The sequence below is a fragment of the Alkaliflexus imshenetskii DSM 15055 genome, assembly GCF_000517065.1.
Taxonomy (GTDB): domain Bacteria; phylum Bacteroidota; class Bacteroidia; order Bacteroidales; family Marinilabiliaceae; genus Alkaliflexus; species Alkaliflexus imshenetskii.
This window is the reverse complement of sequence record NZ_KI912105.1, coordinates 316,217-336,295: the sequence shown is the minus strand read 5'-3', so window position 1 is coordinate 336,295 and position 20,079 is coordinate 316,217. Positions and strand designations below refer to the sequence as shown.

The window sequence follows — 20,079 nt, the reverse complement described above, 5'->3', positions numbered from 1 at the left end:
GGGGCACAGAGTCCTTACTGAGCTTGGCCAGGTCTTCGAATGTATGTTCGCAACAGCCAATGTTCCGGTTGAAACATTTTACAGAGGTTGTGACGGATTGCTTAAACTACAGCGCACCACAGACCCAAACTTGTTTAAAAAGGCATGTGAAACTGCGCTTTTATACCAAAGATACCGTTACGCCTTCATTGATCGCTTGATAAAGTCTAAATGCAGGGGTATTTATGAGATTACTATGAGCCAATCACAACAAGCGTTTCCTTCCCATGAGAATGTCAGGGGTAAAAGCCATTTTAAATAAACAAGTAATAATCATTTAAAAACAAGTGTAATGAATGAAATTGCAAATGAATTTAAGAGTCTAAGAATGCCTGGGATGGCCCAGTGTTGGACGTCGCTTCTTGAAACACGCAAAATCGATGGACTGTCCTTCTATGAAGGCTTGCAAATGCTTTTACAGGCAGAGAAAAACCAACGCAAAGAGAATCGCAATACGCGCTTAATCTCAGCTGCCCGTTTTCGTTACCAGGTTACCATTGAAGAATTAAACTTTGACGCAGCACGCGGACTTGAACGCGGCAAAATAATGCAAATGGCCTCGGGCGAGTATCTTAAGCAGGGAGCTCCTATCCTTATTACCGGAGCCACCGGAACGGGTAAGAGTTGGCTGGGTACCGCACTGGGTTATCATGCCTGCTTAATGGGTTATAAAGTGGCCTACTTCAATATCCAAAAACTCTTTGAAACAATAACCTTACACCGGGTAGAGGCCACATTATCAAAGTTCTTTGATAAAATGGCCAATATGGATTTACTTATTATTGACGACTTTGGTGTAAAAGTGATGGATGGCCAACAGTTATTAGATTTTATGGAGCTTTTAGAGGACCGGCATGGAAGAAAAGCCTCTATAATTATGAGTCAGTTAGCTGTTGCTGATTGGTATGATGTGATGCTCTCAAACACAACCGCTGCTGATGCCATACTCGACAGAATGGTGCATACGGCTTATAGGTTTGAATTAAAAGGGGATACAATGAGAAAACCTAAAAACTAATTTAATTTTGTATTTTCATGGCTAACTTATAAAAAAGTGAACGGATATGGCCGTTTTCCCTGGGTGGGCATGAACCGTTTTTTGCAACACGAGACTCGTACTCCCTTGAATGCAATTATAGGGTTTTCTCAACTGATCTCTATCGATTCTTCTGCTTCAAACGAAACGAAACAGTAAGCCAAGATAATTGAATCGGCTGCGTGGAAACTGTTTGATTTTATTCAAGTGTATTTTAAGGATGAGTAGATAGTTTTGTTTTGAGCTCCATCAAAGAAAAACCTTAATCATAATGAGCCAATTAACTGTTACTGATTGGTATGATGTAATGCTCTCAAACACTACCGCTGCTGATGCCATACTTGACTGAATGGTTCACACAGAATATCGGTTTGAATTAAAAGGTGGTACAATGAGAAAACTTAAAAACTAATTTATATTTGCATTTTCATGGCTGACCTAAATAAAAAGTGAACAGATATGCCCGTTTTCCCTGGGTGGTCTACCAATCATGCATGTATATTTGGCTGAACAGTTCATTACCAGGTGGAATTTTTTACGAATGGCTTGCTTTCTTGGGTAAGCAACCCTGGAAATAGGACGGGTTCATTCTCAGATGATTAGTGGTACGGAAAATTGGATGCCTAAACCTGACCAATCAGTGGCACAACGAATTATTTGTTTTGCATTGCGGCAATGCCTGTTACAAACTACCGATAAAAAGCCAACGTAGACGAAGTCTACGTGAGCTGGGTTAAATTAAATTGTAGCCTAAATCTTTTTTAACGCTTGAAAATTAAGCATAAAATGGAATATCTCAATGTCGGAAAATTGAGAGTTTTTTCGTTCATGTGTTGATTTATAGGTTGTTTTAAAATCAGCAATGAAAGAATACTCTGAAAGGGGCGAATAGGTTTTGAAATCTTCGTTATTTAATAAGAATTTATTGATATCAGGTATAATTTTGGTTACACTTCCTTTTTCAATAAAACCTAACATCGCCGAAAAAGGCATCACTCCCGAGTATTTTGATTGAACATACCGGTTTATCCCTTCTTTAACATATAAGTCTCTCTTTGCTACACCTCCATCAAGTCGTTTACATTCAATGGAAAAATACTCATCTTCATCAATTAAGTCTTTATTACCGAGATTAAGCACTTTAATATCGATAAATCCAATTGTTTGATTATCTATGTTTATTTCTCCGGATTCAATTTCAAAACCTAAGTGTCCGATGTTAAATTTTTGCTTGGCATTTTTATTGCGCAGATATTTCTTTACCAAAATATTACGCAAATAATTCTCGTGATCAGATTTAAGAGTCTCATTATTGGATATCATTTGTTGATAGGAATAAATCAACAGTTTTGCAACTTGACAAAATTCCGCTAAATACAATTCATAAGCTAATGAGAAAGCGGATCCATTTATCATGATTTGGCCTCCTTTTGCTTTTTCATTCCCGTTTTCATTATTGCATCGTAAAATTCGTTAACATCAAGATGTGCAATTGCAGGATGCCAGTTTTTATATTCATTTGGCTTAACTACATAAAACGAATTTTCTTCAAATCCCTTTATGTCCTTTTGAATAAACAAGTCGTTTGTTATCTTTTGGGGCTCTGAAAAGATTCGTGCTATCAGCTCAAACTCGGCATTTAAATTTTGTTCCTCCGGAAAATTAACAACTGGGCCAAAAGTTTCCTCTACAATCTGAATATGCACTGTTACATACTCTCTCCGTTCATAGTAAACATCAATCTTTAAATGTTTGCCGATATTTTTAAACTTTTCAGAAAAGAAATCTGTGAAAACTTCGGTGTATTTTGCTATCTGTTCCTTTTTTACCCTTTTAAATGGTTCTGCTTTTTGCCTGAACAACGGAATCGAGATATTTAAAGCGTAATCAATTAAATCTTTTTGCTGCTTATTAACTCCGTATATTTGATAAAACAGTTCATCGAAATTATAATCAGGTCGCATATCTAAAGGGTTTTCAAATTTCTCTTTAGCTAATTTGGTAGCTTCATCAAACTTGGAAGAAACAAGTTCCTTTTGTTGATTTGAGAAAGGCAAAATCGGAACTTGCTCATAATTTCCCTTTTTTACTTCATCCCGCTCAACTCCCCATTGGGTTGATAGATTTAGGAGTAAGTACGAAAACAATTGTGTTGAAAATAGTGCACCAATACTCTTTAAAAGCTTTTCATCCTTTCTCTTACTATACATTCCATATACTGAATCTGGAAATACACAGTAAAAATCAGAAAGTGCAACAATGCTCTGTTTATTAATTCCTCTTTTAATCAATAAGTGAGGAGAATTGTAGACCTCCAGGACCCCTTTCCCATCAACAAGTTTTATCTCTGGATATTCTTCCTTAAACAAAGGTAGATTCTCTTTCTTTAGAATAAAGAATTGAGCAAAGTTTGAGCCTCGAACAACTAGATGATCCTTCAATTTGTCAATACTACTTTTTGCATATTTCTGGGCAGTTTTAAAACCTGTTCCAAAAACAACACTGTTATTATCAAGGTATTGTCCTAGGTTTATATACTCTTGTTTAGTGTATAATTCCTTTAAATAATTAAAATCCAAAACACTTCCATACAAAATCACCTTCCATATCCAATCGTTTTCAACAAAATGTTTTTGGACAATTTTTTTATAGTCGTATTTTTCTATAACAATTACCTTGAATAGCTTAAATAGGCGGTTTGGCTTTAAGGAGATGTAATGAACCGTATTTTTAGCAAGTTGCTGCCTGTGGTACTCAATGTTACTGTCTTGTTTTAATGGTTTGTGCGTAAGAAATAAAATTGCTGTGGGAGCAATTGCCTTAGTAAAAATCTGGCGTCTTACGGCTGAAAGTTCCAACACCCGGTTTAATTCAAAGTTTACCCATAAAAAGTTGCGAAACTTCTTTGCCTCAGAATTGTATAAAATTCCTTTGCTTGGCAATACAAATACTACCTGGCTGTTATCTGACGCCAGTTTGGAAGACTGGATCACAAAACTCTGAGCAATCTGCAAATCACTAACATGGTTTTCATGCTCTTTCAAAAATTGAAGATGGAATTCATCATCGTTAATACTACCCCAGGGAGGATTACCAATAATGAAATTAAAATTGTGATCTTTTAGTCTCTCTAATATGGATTTATCAAAAAAATTGGCGTGAATAAAATTATCTTCCAACGTGGGTAATCTGAATTGCTCAATCTCCTTGGGCTCCTTATAATCTAATAGTGTAATATATACTGAAAATTTCGCAATGTTAATCGCATTTTCATCTTTGTCAATCCCATAAATACTATTCTGCACAAGTGTTTTTAAGGCAATATCGTTCTGACTGACTAACTCATTAAGCCGATCCGTATCACCGGATGCCATTATTTGTAATTGAGAAAACCTCTTAATTTTTCCGATTTGGATGTTCTTCTCTATTATTTTTCGTAATGTTTCGACCAAAAAAATTCCGGAACCACACGATGGATCAAGCACTTTACATTCCGAATTTTGCTTCAGATGAGGTTCAATTGTATATCTAAGGATATAATCAACCAGAAAAGGGGGAGTATAAAAAGATTTGTTCTCCTTTTGCCCTTCTAACCCAATAAATTTTTCATAGATATTGCTAATCAACTCAATTGGGATGATATTGAAATCATAAATGTCAAACAAGCTTATGAAACTTAATTGATTTCTGTTATTTAAATCATTCCCGGTAAATAATTCATGCAGTATTTCAAGGTGATGAAAATCAATAATGTTCTTTTCCTCCTCAGTTATTTTTTCTCCATTTTTCACTGTCGTAATCTCAAGTGGGAAGAGATTTCCATTGAACCTGTCACGAAGATGGGAAAACAGCGCATACAATTCATCAACCTTTAATATAATGTCTTCAAAATATTGCCTTTGATGCCTAGTTTTAACCTCTTTTATTCCTAAATCAACACCCCGGTCAATTAAATAACGTACAAATATCAACCTACCTATTAGGTTGTTCGCAATTTCTTTGTTTTTTGAATGATTGATTTTAGTTTTGCTATTTGTTAATAAATTAATTGCGCCATTGATATTCTCTAAAAGATAAGTGTCTAGACGTTTTCTGTCCCTTTTCTTTTTATCTTCTAAAAACTTACTTTCAAAAATTTTCCATGTTTTTCCCGACTGTAGATTCCAAAATGTGAGGTTATCAATATCCTTGTTGGAGGTTAACTCATGATAACCTATGGATGGAAAAAGCTCATTTAGTTTTTTATGATCAGATAGCAAAAAACCGTTATAAACAAGCCATTCATTACCATTATCAATGATAATTACCGGAATTTGAACATTCCACACTTTGCTATTGATCTTGTTTAAATCAGCTTTTGACGTATTATCTATAAAAAGAATGACTGGTGTATTATTTAAAAGATAGAGGGCATAAGGCCTAATCTCTTGCATTGCCCTTAGTACCCTATAGGATAAAAGTTCAGACCATGAGTCCACATTCTGGAAATGCAATAATCCATTTCTTTCGTTGATTCCCAGTTTGTTAAATAATATATCAAACGAATTGTTCATATTCAATTTTCCACTGTACGAAACGATAAAGGTACACAATCAAATTGTCTAAACTTAATTTTTAACTTTACAAAGTATTGGTTACTCATCTATACTTTTTTCCTATCTCTCAATCTTATCGGCCTCATCCTTTGCATTTTTTTTAGCCTCGCATTCATTTCTGGCAGATGGTGCAACATGTTCAATTCCATCAATCCTATTTTTAAATATAACTAACTGAGTGAGTTTTTGCCATAATACTCTAAAACAATTGCCTTTTTCAGTTTTTATGTTTCCAATATCATTCATATTTATAACTCCCATATTGAATATCAATAATGATTTTATAATAGATGAACCATCCAACTAATAAGCCAGAGACTATAAAAATATAAGCTATTCTCCTTTTTTGGGGGGTGGCGGTGGAGGTGGGGGATTTCTGTGCCCCGGGAAACTACGATGTATATCCGGGCTTGGCCTGTCAGGTGTTTTTGGTTGTGGTTTCGGTTCCGGACGCGGGCTGGGAGGTCTTTTTTCTTTGCTCATTTCTTAGATTTTAGTTAAATAAACATTGCATTCAAGTTCGGCTTCATTCTGTTGTTTTTTATGTTTGAAAAAAATAATATCATCTGGAACATTGTTAAAGCTTAGAGTTTTCTGTTTAAGCTCAAAGTAGAGCTTACTCGCTTCCTTTTCATTCACATAATTATGGTTAATGTTATGCCATAGCTCTTCAATCTGAACGGTTAAATGTTGCCAATGAACGCTCTTTTCATTAAAGATTTTTACATATTTCGAAAAAAGCAAATACGGTTTAACAACAAATAAGAATTGACTAATCGCAATAATCACTAACCATACTGACGGAAATTTATTCCAAAAAGCCCATGCACCAACACTTGAAGATGTAGCCAATGCGAGAAATATACTTAAAAACAACTCTCGCCTTTGGTATTTCTTAACAATTAGTCCCGAGAGAATCTCGTTTGCTTTGGAGTCAGCAAGGAAATACCAAATCTTGTCTCTTATGCTATTCATTTCTCAAGTCACGTATTTTTACAGTTGATTTACAATACTATTCAGCCAATTTCTAAATGCAATCAATTAAAAAGGAATAATCACAAATAATCAACCATGATAAAAACTATCATGGTTTTTTAATAGTATCTATATATTTTGTTGCTACAAACAAGGCGAAGCTTCTTAATTCACTGTATGTTAAATAAGTATCAAAGTTACACTTCTGGCTTTTATTGAAGTTTCGAATTATTACCCCCTCCCATTTACCATCATATTCAGTTGGTATTATATGCATATGAGCAATTCCATTTCTAAGTCTATCGAGCAGCTCTCCAATTCTTACATTTTCAGGCAATACTTTGCTATAAGGGCTTCCTGATTTAAAAGAAAACTTTTTCTGCTTAGATAATTCACCGTCATAAGATATCTCTATTTCTTCATACTTAAATATTTCTATCAACTCTTGAAAAGAACTTAACTTTTCTTTCAAAAAAGAATCCTTGAATTTCCCTTTGTTCTGAGCAGAAAACTCTTTTGGTAAAATAATTAATCCAACAAGAGCATTAATTAATAAGGTGAAACCAAGCTCTCCAGAAGAATTATCATACATTTCAATGAGCTCCCTAGTACGGGTAATAAAGGACACATCAAAGTTTTTTGCAGATAGAGCTCCCATTTATATTTTCTTTAATCCGAAATATACTTACGAATAAATTCAAAATAGTACTGATTGGCTCAACCAGAAACATTAATATTTCACTATTGAGTTGAAACATTAAACCCAAAACCTTCATCAATTCAAACATTTACAGCTACAAATACAGCTTTGAATTGATAATTCGAATGCAATGAATGCTGTAAGATAAACTATCTGTTTCTAATGTAGCTAAAGGTATAAACATACCATGTCCCCGATGTATCGGCTCCTCCGTGCGATGCATGGCATCCGTGTTGAGCAGCATATCTATCTTCATGTTCATGAGCTTGTTATCTGCTTTGATACTGGCCTAAAATTCTCCAATTTGACATTCCAATTACTAGACGTTCCCATTCGGCGCGTCGTTCTTCTGGTCTGGTGGTAATTCCAACTCGACAAGGCATAGTAAGAAGTTTTAGTGAAGATTTATGAATATTTATATGGTAAGTTGATATTTTTAGATTGCATGCTTAACTATTACAAATAATCTACAATGAATGAACAAGTTACATTTTCTTATCACTTACCCTCCAATAACCTCTCCAACATAGCCACTTTCTCTTTTTCAACAGCAACCAACCTTTCATACAATTCCACAATTTTATCAATGGGATTAAAGTTGCAATTATAGTTTACAGAAGAAGCGTTGTCATGATAACTATTGGCGATAATATTGAAAGTGGCTTCTTCATTCAAATTCTTAATCGCATCCACCGGTACATTCAGCACTTTAGATATTTTATCCAGAATGTCGTCTTCAACGACATCTTTTTGTTCGAGTTTGGAGATGGCCTGTTGTGTCAGATTCAGTTCTCGGGCCATGTACTCCTGCTTTACACCCAGCATTTCGCGTAGGCGCTTGATGTTTCGGCCATGGTGGACTTTTGGTGAGGGGGTAGCTTCAATAGTGTTCATATTCAGATAGTATTTGGGTTGTTAGTTTTGTTCAAATTCAGCTTGTTGTAGTTGCTTGACTGATATCGCGATGTATTTTGGATTTGAGAACATACTTCTTTTTCTGTCGCTCCATTTTTCTAATTGCTCATTGATATTTTGTATATCAAAAGATTTATGGGTTGTTGTAATGTAATCAATTGATGAAAGCAATTCAAGCGCAAAATCGGAATAAAACCCGTTTAAAAAATTCATGGTCTTTGTTGCTATTGAAGATAGTTCCGAATTACTTTCCACATGTTGTTTCACCGTTTCATAGCCATCGGGTACCAGCACCAAAGGCTCGAATGGCTTCTTGTTCATGTCGCTATAACCCATTATGTAACTACCATTAAGCACATTTAACACAAACCGCACTTTTCCGGAATAAGGGCCATAAAAATTAGGCGTGAACTGAAGATTAAAATATTTTCCGGCTCCAAACCGTTGCAGAAAATAACATACCTTCTCGCTTGAGAACTCAGAAACATACTCCCCATTTCTGACTAAATCATATAACACATAGAGTAATAATGCTCTTGCATCGGTTAATTTTACACGTTCTTTCTTTAATTGTTCTTTAATATGCTGAGTAGGTTCATACACAATAATCTCTGCATCAATATTGCTTAACTTTTTCTCTATAATGTTTTTCACTTTTTCCCAGTCAAGGCCACCGTTCCCGGCACCCAATGGTGGAATTGCAACGCTCTTTATGCTGTGATTTTTAATAACTCTTACCAAATCATCTAACCCAGATTCGATATATTGATACTCAGATGGTTTTCTCCAATCTTTTTTGGTCGGGAAATTGATTATCAGTTTCTCTCCGGTACTTAAATTAGAGTCCTTTACCACAAATAAGCTGCCTATTAAAATTTCATTTTTTTTGCAGGCATCAATATATGCCTTGTAATTATTATGGAAAGCTTTTTTAAACTGCAAGGCAATACCTTTCCCCATCACACCCACGGTATTTACGGTGTTTATTAATGCGGCTGCATTGCTTTCAAGGATATTTCCGGTTATGTATTTTATCATGGCTGCTAAAATTAGTAAAAAGCATTTGGAATAATTTTAATTTTATCCTTCGATATCCCAAATGAGAGTAATTTTTCTTTGGCCATTTCATCATAACATCCAAACCCAACTATGTGATTTGAGGTTAAATCGCCAGAAATCAGGAACTCTGCTTGCTTCTTTCGTTTTAGGTTCAAATTTTCGTTTCCACTCCAGTATTGTGCCCTTACAGCATTCCAGTCAATTATATTAACCAAATCATCAATTTTCGTAGCATCAAAGAATGACGTTAAGTTGTCGGTTGCATGTCCATCGGAAAAGAAAAAATCGATTTTCGAATTAATTACTTCTGCTACAGAGCAAACCAAATATACAATATCTCTTGCAGGCGTTGCTTTCTCCACAAAATTTCCACCATTTTGAGCCACATATAACATTGGCATTCTAACACCAAAATAAAATGGGATATAGCTTCCTAAAATAATTGTTTTTAAATCACTTTCTAAGGAAAATACGCCATTGTCAACAACTACACTTTTTTGGTTCCTGTTGTTAATGAGACTTAAGTCTCCTATGCTCTTGTAGTGCGGATTTTGGTTTGCCGAATCCCTATGCGTTATTCCATACTGCAAAATATGTGGAATATTCTCCACATGGGTTATTCTGTATAATTTAACATTGTTTAGTTCCACAATATAAATAAAGCAACTTGTTGCGAAATATAGGAAATTATCTCATTCTCTTAAGAATTCATTATTGTCCGGTAAAAAAACAAACCTTCTTCTAAGTGCTCTAGCCGCACGGGCTTTTACTTTTTTTACTCATTGATGTTTATTTCAAAGGAATTCGTGATCCGCTTCGCTCCACTACAGCAAAAAAAAGTAAACAAAAAATGCCGCCGCTGAAAGTAATTTCCTAAAAATCAATCCTATTGTCAGTAATTCGGAAACTCGCTACGCTCAAACAGTCCGAATTTCTGACGACAATAAAATTGATTTTCTTAACGGAAATTCCTTGAGGCGGAAAGAAAACCCCATTAAAGCTTAAAACTCTTTGAAGCTTCATGAATAAAGACTTCATTGTTTAGTCTTAAGTTTTAACCGGACACCAATGTTAAGAATTACACTTCAATATCAAATATAGGGAAATTTTAATACTAAAATCCATTAATAATACTAAAGAGTCAAGTTCTGATCTGTATGGAAATATTACAAGTGGGTCTGTAAGTATTATAGAAACAGGTCTTTAAAGTCTTTTTGAGCTCATTGGTTTGGTTATAGGGTAATTAACAATTTGTCTGTTGTGCAATACAACCTCAAGTTGTTAAATACCTTACTCTTATTACGTTAATTCGCTTCTACAAGAAAGCGTCTAGCTAACAGTCACTCTAGAACGATTACCCCTAAGAGATATTAATGGTGTTGAATGCTCAAATTGAATCTTAAGATGAATACGCAAATTCATAACAGATCGCCCTAACGGCTCTATATGCCCTTATAATGGCTTCAGGTTTCACTCTGTTTTTAGTATGGATTTTGGTTCTAACCCCTGAATCATCAGGAGTCACATTCAGCTATTCTATTGACTACTTATCAATTGCAATTAAAGCCTGAATATGTTGTCGGTATATCATTTTTTGGGTTAGCCTGAATTGAATTTTTTGCATGATACGGAAGTGACGCAAGATGTAATTGAAAACTAAATCTGAAGCTGCATTTTTATATTATACGTTTAATTATCAGCCTCTATTGACTAAAACTATTTGCTCATGAAAAGAGATGAACATCAAGGAAGTAAAGACTTAAGCAATTGTAATGGTAAATTGAAATATCAGTTTTTTCTGTTGCTAATAATACTATCTCTAAAGCTGTCAACCGGTTTGACAGCACAAACCATTCAAGTTAACGGACAAGTCACGGATTTTTACGGTGATGGTATTCCGGGAGTAACCGTGCTCATTAAAGGAGAATCTACTATTGGTACGATTACGGACATCAACGGACATTTTTTGCTCAATTCAGTCCCTTCAGACGCTGTGCTGATATTTTCATTTATAGGATTTCGAAATCAGGAAGAACCATTAAGGGGTCGCACATTAATCAACATAGTGATGCAAGAAGAGTCATTAGGATTAGAGGAGGTTGTTGTTGTTGGCTATGGCACAATGCGAAAGAGTGATTTAACCGGTGCGGTGACTTCTGTACGAGTTGATGAAACAGAAGCTGCTATGGCCACTTCTGTCGACCGATTGTTACAGGGACGTGCCGCTGGCGTACATGTCAGCACTGGCAATTCTTCGCCAGGCGGTGCGATTAGTGTGAGAATTCGAGGGAGCGCTTCTTTAACTGGCAGCAACGAGCCTCTATATGTAATAGATGGGGTAATAATGGATTCCAGTATGGAGGATGTTGGCAATATCATGCGAGGCGGTCGACAAGGAGGAAGTACTGTTCAAGAGGTTCAGAACAGTTTAACATCATTAAACCCACAGGATATTGAAAGTATTGATGTATTAAAGGATGCATCTGCCACGGCCATTTATGGATCCAGGGGAAGTAACGGTGTGGTAATAATAACCACAAGGAAAGGAGCGTCTGAAAGAGCCCGGATTAATTTTAACACCACCACCGATTTTGCTAGTGTAAGTAAAAGAATTCCCATGCTTTCAGGAAGAGAGTATATCAATTTTATTAACGATCGAAATCAAGCACTTGGGTCGGATAGTCGATACCAAGAAGACGATGTTGTTGAGTACGTCAACTGGCAAAAGGAGCTTACGCAAACAGCCGTAACACAAACCTATCGTCTTTCAGCAGGAGCTCGAGGCAATCGCACCGACTATTATGTTGCAGGAGGATACATGAAGAACGATGGTGTGGTAAAAACAACCGGTCTAGAGCAATTCGACTTAAGGATTAATGCTGGATACCAAATTTCTAACCGATTAAAGGCATCAACATCGGTAAACAGCTTACGACGCGAAAATACGATGACTACAGGAACTGATAATATTGGGGGTGTGAACACCAGTATGATACGTCAAATGATTCTTCACCCCACGGCAATCAGACGTCAGGACGATACGGACGAAACTATTTCCTACTCACCCAGAGCATGGCTTTCAGATTATAAAGATGAAAGTTTAGAATCGAGGAATACCATGTCTCTAGGTCTAGATTATAAACTAAGCGAAGTGTTTACAACACGTTTGTTTGGCGGTTATGATAACCGATACAAACAAAGAGTTCGTTGGTATGGGCCTGCAACTTCTACAGGTGCGGCAACGAATGGTCAAATAGGACTTGCAAATCTTAGAAGAGAAAACATAAACCTTGAGGCATTGTTGTTTTTTGACAAAACTTTTAGCGGCGAACACCGATTGTCGGGCACCATTGGAACTACATACGATAAAGGATTTTCTGAAAGATGGCAGATGGTGAATGAAGATTTTTTCACCTATGATCTTAAGACATATGGAATGGGTTACGGCGAGACGGTATACCCTCCAAGTACAAGTTTTTCAAACCAGAGTCTATTCTCTCTTATTAATCGAATAAATTACGCTTATGGGGATAAGTATCTTGTGACGTTTACCAGCCGTATGGACGGATCTTCAAAGTTTGACCGGAGTAATCGTAATAGTTACTTCCCTGCTTTTGCTACCGCATGGCGTATTGATCAGGAGAATTTTCTGAATGAAGAGGTCTGGTTAAGTAATTTAAAATTAAGAATAGGATGGGGGAAAACAGGAAATCAAGGGATAAATCCATTTCAAACGCAAAATGTTTATCGTAATGTATCCTACACAACTCATGAAGGAGGAATCATGGTTGGAATGGTTCCCAGTCTTATTGCAAACAAAGATTTGGTATGGGAATCCACCATACAAACGAACATTGGTGTTGATTTTGGAATCTTCAATAACCGTTTAAGCCTTACAGCCGAATGGTATCATAAAAAGACCACTGACTTATTACAGGAAATGGACGCGCCTTTATCAGCAGGCTTCAGTACCATCACTGTAAATCGAGGTGCAATTTTAAATAAAGGATATGAGTTCTCCCTAGAAGCAACCCCAATTCACAGACCTAATTTTAGTTGGAATTTCAGTGGAAACATCTCATTCAACAGAAACAAAATTGTTGAACTTGGTTTAGCACCAGGCTTGTTTGGGGGAGAGGAGATGATAGCCTTTTTGGGCAATAACATTGCCAGTTCAGCAGATATCCAATACCCAGTAAATATTTTTATAGAAGGACGTCCAGCAGGGTTATTTTGGGGATACCAGACTGATGGGATATGGCAAAACAACGATGATGCATTACAATACAGTTATGCAGGTGTGCCAATGCAGGCTGGTGATGTTAGGTTTATAGATCAAAATGATGACAAAACTATAGATTCTTCTGATATGGTAGTGATTGGAGATCCTAATCCGAAATTTATATATGGTTTTACAACAAATTTTGATTATAAGAGATTTACATTGAGCTTGTACATTTATGGATCGTATGGTAACGACATTTTTAATGCGAACCTTCTACAACAAGAGAATACTTATTCGTCAACAAATGTAAGAAAAGACTCATACTATCAAGCTTGGAGTGAAGATAATCCCGGAAATATATATCCAAGGTTGGGTTTCCGATTGAGAGAGCCATCCGATCGCCAAGTAGAGGATGGGAGTTTTTTACGGCTGGGATCTATAACTCTTGGTTATCGGTTACCAATTGGTCCTGGTAGCTTTATTCGCAATATGAGCATAAGTGTCACTGGCCGTAATTTATTCACGCTTACAGAGTACAAGGGTTACAGCCCTGATGTGAACAGTTTTGCAGCCGATCCAATGAGAATAGGAATTGATTGGGGCGGTTATCCATCCACTCGTTCATTTGCTTTTGGCGTTAACATGGCATTTTAATCGTATAAAATTATTAAGTAATGAAAAACATATATTTTTCTATAATATTCATCAGCACGATTTTAGCTGCGTGTGCTGATTTATTAAATGAAGACACATCTTCGTTTTTATCATCTGAAGTAATTTATGCTACCAACTCCGGAACTGAAGCAGCACTTGCAGGGGCTTATAGTGGGATAGCAGGTTATCAGTACTTCCCATCAGGCTATCTGAATTTGGTTTCAGCAGCATCAGGAGCCATATTTACCAACCATGCAGCTTCAAAAGATTTACTTACAGTAACTGCCTTGTCAACGAATAAATATCTTAACGATACATATGAAGATATTTATACCGCCATTAATAGAGCAAACGATGTGATCTACAATGTTCAGAATGGTGGTGCAGATGATGAAGTGAAAAATCGTGTGGAAGGTGAAGCACGATTGTTAAGGAGCCTCTCTTATTTTAACCTCGTAAGGCTAATTGGTGGTGTTCCGTTGCGATTGGTTCCGACTACATCCACCACATTGCACTTGCCGAGAGCATCGAAAGATGAAGTGTATGAGCAAATAATTCATGATCTTGAGTTGGCATCTGAGCTATTGCCTGAAATAAACCCAGTAAAAGGTCGTCCAGGTAGATATGCAGCACATGCACTATTGGCAAAAGTTTACCTTACTAAAGCTGATGGAATTGAAGGATCCCCATATTGGAGTTTGGCGCTTGCCCATGCAAAAGAGGTCTATGGTAAGTATTCCCTTGTTCCATTGAATGAACTTTATGATGTACGTAACAGAAATACTGATGAGTCTATAATTGAAGTTCAATTGTCTGTGGCAGCAGGGCGTGGTAGTTATTGGACACGTATGATTGCACCTTCAAATAGCAATCATACTCCAAAAGCCACCGCAAACCCATATGGTAGAATAAGACCAACAAAATATGTATTTGATGTTTTCCAGAATAGATATCCAGGAGATCCAAGAATTGAAGCAACCTTTATTTACAGCAGTTATTTACAACGAGATAATAACACTGTTGTAATAACATACCCTAATATTGATGCGAAAGCATCAGCACGGGAACAGGCCAGGCAATCGTTTCCATACCTGAGAAAATTTATTGATCCCGATTATACTGCCAGTGGTTCGGATGCCAACTTTATTTACTTAAGATATGCGGATGTCCTATTAATGATGGCAGAAGCAGAGAATGAGATCAATGGACCTGATGCGGCTTACCAGTATGTGAATGAGGTTCTACGAAGAGCCCGAGAAAGTACAAATCCACCTAGCGATGAACCAGCCGATTGGAGTGGGATGACTCAGGAGCAATTTCGTTCTAACATCATGCAGGAAAGGATGTTTGAACTATATGGAGAACAACATGAGTTTTTCGACCTCAGAAGAAGAGGGATTCGCTACCTGAAAAACTATTTTGTTGCGCACAACAGCCATCCAAAAAACAATTTCAGCACGGCAGATGTCAACTTCAATGATGTTTTATATCCAGAAACTGATGATTTTGCCAGAAGAGCTTTATTGCTACCATTTCCGTCAGGTGAGATAAATTCAAACCTGGAAATTTCAATCGAAGATCAAAATTATGGGTATTAAACGATTCGATATTTATTCATAGGAATGCACATTAACCCTTTAACCAAAAAATGTATGCATTCCCTGAATGTTTCAAATAGTAAGCTCCAATATTTTTTGGTCAGATATTTATTTTGTTTTGGTTCCCAGAAGAATTATTTACTTAAGTTAAACAAATACTAAAGCATTTTCCAATGATTAAACAATTCTCAATTGGAGTAATTTCTCCAATACTAATTATTTTAACCCTTCTAGCTTCATGCAGTTTCAAAACGTCTCAGGTTTCTGCTGAGGAAGAATCCTTATTGCTATATCCAGGCGGAGATTTTTATCCCGTAACGGAATTCAATCATAATTTCCTTAATGAGACTCCCAAAAACGTTGTTCTATTTATTGGGGATGGTATGGGTCTTACGCAAATACATGCAGCTATGATAGCTAACGGAGGATCTTTGTTCTTAAACAACTTCCGCCACATTGGATTTACAACAACTCATTCATACTCAAGTTTTGTAACAGGTTCGGCAGAAGCCGCCACCGCAATAGCATCTGGAGTAAAAACGTATGGAGGGGCAATAGGAGTTGATCCAGATACCAATGCTGTAAAGACGATTCTTCATAAGGCAATAGAAAAAGGTCTCTCTACTGGTCTCATCTCCACCTCAGCCATTACACATGCGACACCGGCAGCGTTTATAGCACATCAGCCTGACAGAAAAATGTATGAAGAGATTGCAGGTGATTTTCTCAAGTATGAAATTGATCTTTTAATTGGAGGAGGATTAAGACATTTTGGTGAACGTTCAGATGGTCAGAATTTATTGTTAAAGCTAAATGACAAAGGTTATCAGATATACCATAAACTTTATGAGATAGCAGCAGCAAAATCCGGGAAATTGGTTGGGCTTACTGCCGATGAACACAATGGGCGAGTTGACCAAAGGGGATACGTGCTACCAGTAGCCACAGAATCAGCGTTAAACATTCTCTCAGAAAATGAGAAGGGATTTTTTGTAATGATTGAAGGCTCTCAAATCGACTGGGCAGGACATGAGAATAACATCGTTTACTTGATCGAGGAAATGCTTGATTTTGATAAAGCGATTGGACGGGCTCTTGAGTTCGCTGAAATGAATAAAGAAACGTTGATAATTGTTGCATCAGATCATGAAACCGGGGGAATGACCATTCACGATGGCTGCTATAAGGCTGGTATGGTGAAAGCCAATTTTGCTACACCAAAACATACGGGTGTTTTGGTTCCTATTTTTGCGTATGGTCCAGGTGCACATTTATTTACTGGTTTTATGGACAATACTGATATTCATAATGTAATTGAAGAGTTGTTGTTTAGGTTAGATTAATAATAGGGTAAGTCTCTGTTCAGAACGCTGAATGGAGACTTATAATTTTTTATCATTTTTGCATACGGCTTGAAAGTGATCAAAGCAAGATTGTGCTGCACGACTATATGTATAAACAGCTCTTTGCTGAGAAATTAAACGATTTTTAAATTTCTAATTGATATAACCTGAGTGCTTTATTGGAATAGTTACTATGATTTCAAGTTCATTTTGGGTTACGTTTAAATTGATATCGCCTTCCAGTACTTCGGTAAGCTTTTTTACCACCGATAATCCGATTCCCAATCCTGGATTAAGTTCATTACCAATGAGTTCTTGTTTCTCAAATGGGCTAAAAACCCTGTAGCTGATATCTTTGTCAACTGCATTCTTTACAGAAAAAGTGACAGAGTTGAAATTTTCGATTGTTGTAAAGCCAAATACGATTTCATTGTCTAATGTAAATTTAGCTGCATTTTCAAGTAGATGGTAAAGCATGTGTTTTAGCTTCTGCCCATCTGTATATATAATTGTTGAAATATCAGAATCCGTGTAATAGATGCGAACGGCCTTATTAACAAATTCTGGTTGTGATTCAATTGTCTGTTTTACCTCTTCTATAAGTTTATCTACTCGGATTTCATCAATATTTAAAAGAGGTTCATCACCGGCGTTTAATAGTGATAGCTCAATTAAGTCGTTCATAATTAACAGGAAGCGCTCAGCCGACGATCTGATAATATTGGAGAATTGTGTGTTTTGTAAATCCTGTGTGTTACTCTTTAATGAGTGAATCACCTCCAGAAATCCTAATATCCCGTTTAATGGAGTTCGTATCTCGTGTGAAATGTTGTTAAGGAAAAAATCTTTGGCTTTCCTGGTTATAAAGGTTTCATTATACAGTTCTTCAACTTTTAATTGTAGGTCGTTCAGAATTTGTTTCTTTTCAATAATGCCAACGAAATTGTCATTATGCAGTACAGGTAATACAGAATATTGACTTTTATTGAATGTTTCAATCACATTAAAAGTGGTATCATTATATGTAACACTTTCCATTTTACTTAAGCAATCAGCGACAATCTTATGAGGATGCTTAATCAGATCAGCTGGTGTAAGAATTCCATGGAACTTATTGTGTTCGTCAATTACTACAAGGTAATTGTTCTCTAAAAGTCTATTTTCTATGGCATTAACTCCCTCAAAAGGGCCGACAGTTGGATAGTCAGCCTTAATGTATTTTTTGATAGACATTATTGTAAAATTTACAATTCACCTTCAATGGATTCGTAATATACCTTTAATTTAAAATCAACTTTTAGTATTTCGTTTTCGGATACAAAAGGAAATACCTTGTCCCTTAAAACATTCATGACTTTATCTTTGTCGATTTTTTTAAGTACTCTTTTATTTATAAAGACTGCTTCAACAGTGTCATTATCTACTTCAAACGCTTCAAATTCATTCGGGATTAAAAATTCAAATGACTTGCAAACACCTACTTTCCCCTGAGGGCATTTCTTTCCAAGAATAAGGATGTCTTCAAAAGGAGGCAATCTAATGTCCTCAAAACTCAATTGAATAGAATATCTTCTGCTCGTATCTTTACTTATCATAATTCAAGAGTGGTTGGTTATAACAGTTTTTAATTTACACTCCTGTAAATATAATCCTTTTTGATTAAAATCAGTTTCATGACTCGTGATTTATCTGTCCCGGTTAACGGATGTTAAGTGTATTTATGGTAAGTTATGTTAAGAAGTACGCAGGTAGAGATATTATCTCCCTAGATGCAGGTGATTTATCGTATAGGGATGTAAATCATTTTGAGAATGATTGTTAATAGAATTTGAGCTTAACAATTTAATGAATTTACTGGATATTAATCCCATTAAGAGAGGGTGAAAGTATTAAGCACACAAACTCAGGATGGTCAATAAATGGATTTCGGTTTTGCTGATATGAATAGACTATATCATTGCGGCGACGTTCTTCATCATCAACCGGGTCGGCAAGGTGCCATTCCACAAGGCGCGATGCTTTACCCATTAGTGGGGAGCGGTCATTAGATGGTAGTATTTCATCTGTAAGTTCAAGATTTAGCTCACCATTTGTACCTTCGTAACGTACAACCATGTAGAATAGCATACGAGCAATATCACCTTTGACCTCATCGCGAGGCTCGAATACATACCGATGAGAGCTTGTGTAACTGTTTGTGGGACCACTATACTGACCTGATTGGTCGATGTATTGATTTGGTGCGATGTCGAAGAAACGGTTGCTGCGTGCTGAGTTTGTTGAGATATCTGCTGCCCGTAAATGATGTAAGTCGGTACCAGCGCCACGAGCTGTGCCGAAATCGCCACGGGATTGCGGCCATACATGTTCCCTGTTCCATCCATCACCACTATCATATTGAGCTGGGCCATTCATTGAAAAACCAGAGTAAATCCCAATTACGTTTTCAGGGTTATCCGGGTCTCTGTCTGCTATCTGGAGTATTTTCCAAACATCGGTAGCGGTGCTTGTATAGGGGAAAGTAATGTGGTCTTTAATGATATGATGTAAAGCTTCTCGGAGCTCCTGACCAGTTAGACCATTGGCATTGTCATAATAGCCCGCAGGTATTTGGGATTTAACTACAATCTGACCGGCTAAGAACAGATATAGGAATAGCAGCCTGAATGCTTTCATTAGATGTTGAGATTGGTTTGGTAACAAATGTACGAAATCAAATAAACTAACAATGTGATATTATTGCATTATTCAGCTTGTCTGAAAGTAGTAAATGGTTAGATATTATCAGATTACCTTATGTTGTTTGTAGAATAAAATGCGCATTTCGTCAAAAAACAGAAAAGGTGCTAATTAAATTTGATTAGTTTTAGAATGAAATGATACAGGTGCGTATATACATACAATTTGGGTAGATATACGCATATATATCATTTGGCATAA

At 36.4% G+C, this 20,079-nt stretch carries 15 protein-coding genes and 1 pseudogene; 5 read left to right on the top strand and 11 right to left on the bottom strand.

Annotated features, from left to right (window positions below; translation table 11 throughout):
* Together ALKIM_RS20125 and istB are read left to right on the top strand one after the other, a co-directional pair.
* A pseudogene (locus ALKIM_RS20125) lies at window positions 1-301 on the top strand (IS21 family transposase); the annotation flags it as partial.
* Between the two features lie 30 nt (window positions 302-331).
* Window positions 332-1,057, top strand: a complete 726-nt coding sequence (gene istB, locus ALKIM_RS0101540; RefSeq protein WP_026472940.1) for an IS21-like element helper ATPase IstB — start codon at window positions 332-334, stop codon at window positions 1,055-1,057.
* A 768-nt stretch (window positions 1,058-1,825) separates the two neighbouring features.
* On the opposite strand, the gene ALKIM_RS0101535 is transcribed toward istB, so the two are convergent.
* From ALKIM_RS0101535 to darT, 8 genes are all read right to left on the bottom strand, one after another.
* Window positions 1,826-2,491: a hypothetical protein gene (locus ALKIM_RS0101535; protein WP_157363703.1), complete on the bottom strand. Its 666-nt coding sequence runs from the start codon at window positions 2,489-2,491 to the stop codon at window positions 1,826-1,828.
* A complete protein-coding gene (locus ALKIM_RS0101530) occupies window positions 2,488-5,628 on the bottom strand; it encodes an Eco57I restriction-modification methylase domain-containing protein (RefSeq protein WP_026473124.1) in 3,141 nt (1,046 codons plus the stop codon). Before ALKIM_RS0101530 ends, ALKIM_RS0101535 begins: the two co-directional genes overlap by 4 nt.
* Window positions 5,629-5,730: 102 nt before the next feature.
* Window positions 5,731-5,931, bottom strand: a complete 201-nt coding sequence (locus ALKIM_RS0101525) for a hypothetical protein (protein WP_157363701.1) — start codon at window positions 5,929-5,931, stop codon at window positions 5,731-5,733.
* 225 nt (window positions 5,932-6,156) lie between these two features.
* Window positions 6,157-6,645 carry a hypothetical protein gene (locus ALKIM_RS0101515; protein WP_026473122.1) on the bottom strand — a complete coding sequence of 163 codons (489 nt, stop codon included), beginning with the start codon at window positions 6,643-6,645 and terminating at the stop codon, window positions 6,157-6,159.
* 109 nt (window positions 6,646-6,754) lie between these two features.
* Entirely contained in the window at window positions 6,755-7,303 is a 549-nt protein-coding gene (locus ALKIM_RS0101510; protein ID WP_026473121.1) for a HEPN family nuclease, read from the bottom strand.
* Window positions 7,304-7,843: 540 nt separating this feature from the next.
* Entirely contained in the window at window positions 7,844-8,239 is a 396-nt protein-coding gene (locus tag ALKIM_RS0101505) for a helix-turn-helix domain-containing protein (protein WP_044117677.1), read from the bottom strand.
* A gap of 21 nt (window positions 8,240-8,260) precedes the next feature.
* The gene (gene darG / locus ALKIM_RS0101500; RefSeq protein WP_026473119.1) at window positions 8,261-9,298 is read right to left on the bottom strand and encodes a type II toxin-antitoxin system antitoxin DNA ADP-ribosyl glycohydrolase DarG; all 1,038 of its coding nucleotides are present in this window, start codon (window positions 9,296-9,298) and stop codon (window positions 8,261-8,263) included.
* 11 nt (window positions 9,299-9,309) lie between these two features.
* Window positions 9,310-9,969 carry a type II toxin-antitoxin system toxin DNA ADP-ribosyl transferase DarT gene (gene darT / locus ALKIM_RS0101495; RefSeq protein WP_026473118.1) on the bottom strand — a complete coding sequence of 220 codons (660 nt, stop codon included), beginning with the start codon at window positions 9,967-9,969 and terminating at the stop codon, window positions 9,310-9,312.
* Between the two features lie 1,076 nt (window positions 9,970-11,045).
* On the opposite strand from darT, the gene ALKIM_RS0101490 reads away from it, so the two are divergent.
* From ALKIM_RS0101490 to ALKIM_RS0101480, 3 genes are all read left to right on the top strand, one after another.
* A complete protein-coding gene (locus ALKIM_RS0101490; RefSeq protein WP_026473117.1) occupies window positions 11,046-14,198 on the top strand; it encodes a SusC/RagA family TonB-linked outer membrane protein in 3,153 nt (1,050 codons plus the stop codon).
* 20 nt (window positions 14,199-14,218) lie between these two features.
* Window positions 14,219-15,796, top strand: a complete 1,578-nt coding sequence (locus ALKIM_RS0101485; protein ID WP_026473116.1) for a RagB/SusD family nutrient uptake outer membrane protein — start codon at window positions 14,219-14,221, stop codon at window positions 15,794-15,796.
* A gap of 173 nt (window positions 15,797-15,969) precedes the next feature.
* Window positions 15,970-17,139 (top strand): alkaline phosphatase, encoded by a 1,170-nt coding sequence (locus tag ALKIM_RS0101480; RefSeq protein WP_052345215.1) that lies wholly within the window; start codon window positions 15,970-15,972, stop codon window positions 17,137-17,139.
* Window positions 17,140-17,292: 153 nt separating this feature from the next.
* Here ALKIM_RS0101480 and ALKIM_RS0101475 read toward each other — a convergent pair whose 3' ends face one another.
* From ALKIM_RS0101475 to ALKIM_RS17205, 3 genes are all read right to left on the bottom strand, one after another.
* Window positions 17,293-18,372 (bottom strand): histidine kinase dimerization/phospho-acceptor domain-containing protein, encoded by a 1,080-nt coding sequence (locus tag ALKIM_RS0101475; RefSeq protein ID WP_026473114.1) that lies wholly within the window; start codon window positions 18,370-18,372, stop codon window positions 17,293-17,295.
* Between the two features lie 11 nt (window positions 18,373-18,383).
* A complete protein-coding gene (locus tag ALKIM_RS0101470) occupies window positions 18,384-18,734 on the bottom strand; it encodes a hypothetical protein (RefSeq protein ID WP_044117676.1) in 351 nt (116 codons plus the stop codon).
* A gap of 256 nt (window positions 18,735-18,990) precedes the next feature.
* Window positions 18,991-19,815 carry an endonuclease I family protein gene (locus tag ALKIM_RS17205; RefSeq protein WP_052345210.1) on the bottom strand — a complete coding sequence of 275 codons (825 nt, stop codon included), beginning with the start codon at window positions 19,813-19,815 and terminating at the stop codon, window positions 18,991-18,993.
* Window positions 19,816-20,079 lie beyond the last annotated feature (264 nt).

Coding starts and splice junctions, on each gene's coding strand:
- istB (WP_026472940.1), top strand. CDS start 332: ATGAATGAAATTGCAAATGAATTTAAGAGTCTAAGAATGCCTGGGATG.
- ALKIM_RS0101535 (WP_157363703.1), bottom strand. CDS start 2,491: ATGATAAATGGATCCGCTTTCTCATTAGCTTATGAATTGTATTTAGCG.
- ALKIM_RS0101530 (WP_026473124.1), bottom strand. CDS start 5,628: ATGAACAATTCGTTTGATATATTATTTAACAAACTGGGAATCAACGAA.
- ALKIM_RS0101525 (WP_157363701.1), bottom strand. CDS start 5,931: ATGGGAGTTATAAATATGAATGATATTGGAAACATAAAAACTGAAAAA.
- ALKIM_RS0101515 (WP_026473122.1), bottom strand. CDS start 6,645: ATGAATAGCATAAGAGACAAGATTTGGTATTTCCTTGCTGACTCCAAA.
- ALKIM_RS0101510 (WP_026473121.1), bottom strand. CDS start 7,303: ATGGGAGCTCTATCTGCAAAAAACTTTGATGTGTCCTTTATTACCCGT.
- ALKIM_RS0101505 (WP_044117677.1), bottom strand. CDS start 8,239: ATGAACACTATTGAAGCTACCCCCTCACCAAAAGTCCACCATGGCCGA.
- darG (WP_026473119.1), bottom strand. CDS start 9,298: ATGATAAAATACATAACCGGAAATATCCTTGAAAGCAATGCAGCCGCA.
- ALKIM_RS0101490 (WP_026473117.1), top strand. CDS start 11,046: ATGAAAAGAGATGAACATCAAGGAAGTAAAGACTTAAGCAATTGTAAT.
- ALKIM_RS0101485 (WP_026473116.1), top strand. CDS start 14,219: ATGAAAAACATATATTTTTCTATAATATTCATCAGCACGATTTTAGCT.
- ALKIM_RS0101480 (WP_052345215.1), top strand. CDS start 15,970: ATGATTAAACAATTCTCAATTGGAGTAATTTCTCCAATACTAATTATT.
- ALKIM_RS0101475 (WP_026473114.1), bottom strand. CDS start 18,372: ATGTCTATCAAAAAATACATTAAGGCTGACTATCCAACTGTCGGCCCT.
- ALKIM_RS0101470 (WP_044117676.1), bottom strand. CDS start 18,734: ATGATAAGTAAAGATACGAGCAGAAGATATTCTATTCAATTGAGTTTT.
- ALKIM_RS17205 (WP_052345210.1), bottom strand. CDS start 19,815: ATGAAAGCATTCAGGCTGCTATTCCTATATCTGTTCTTAGCCGGTCAG.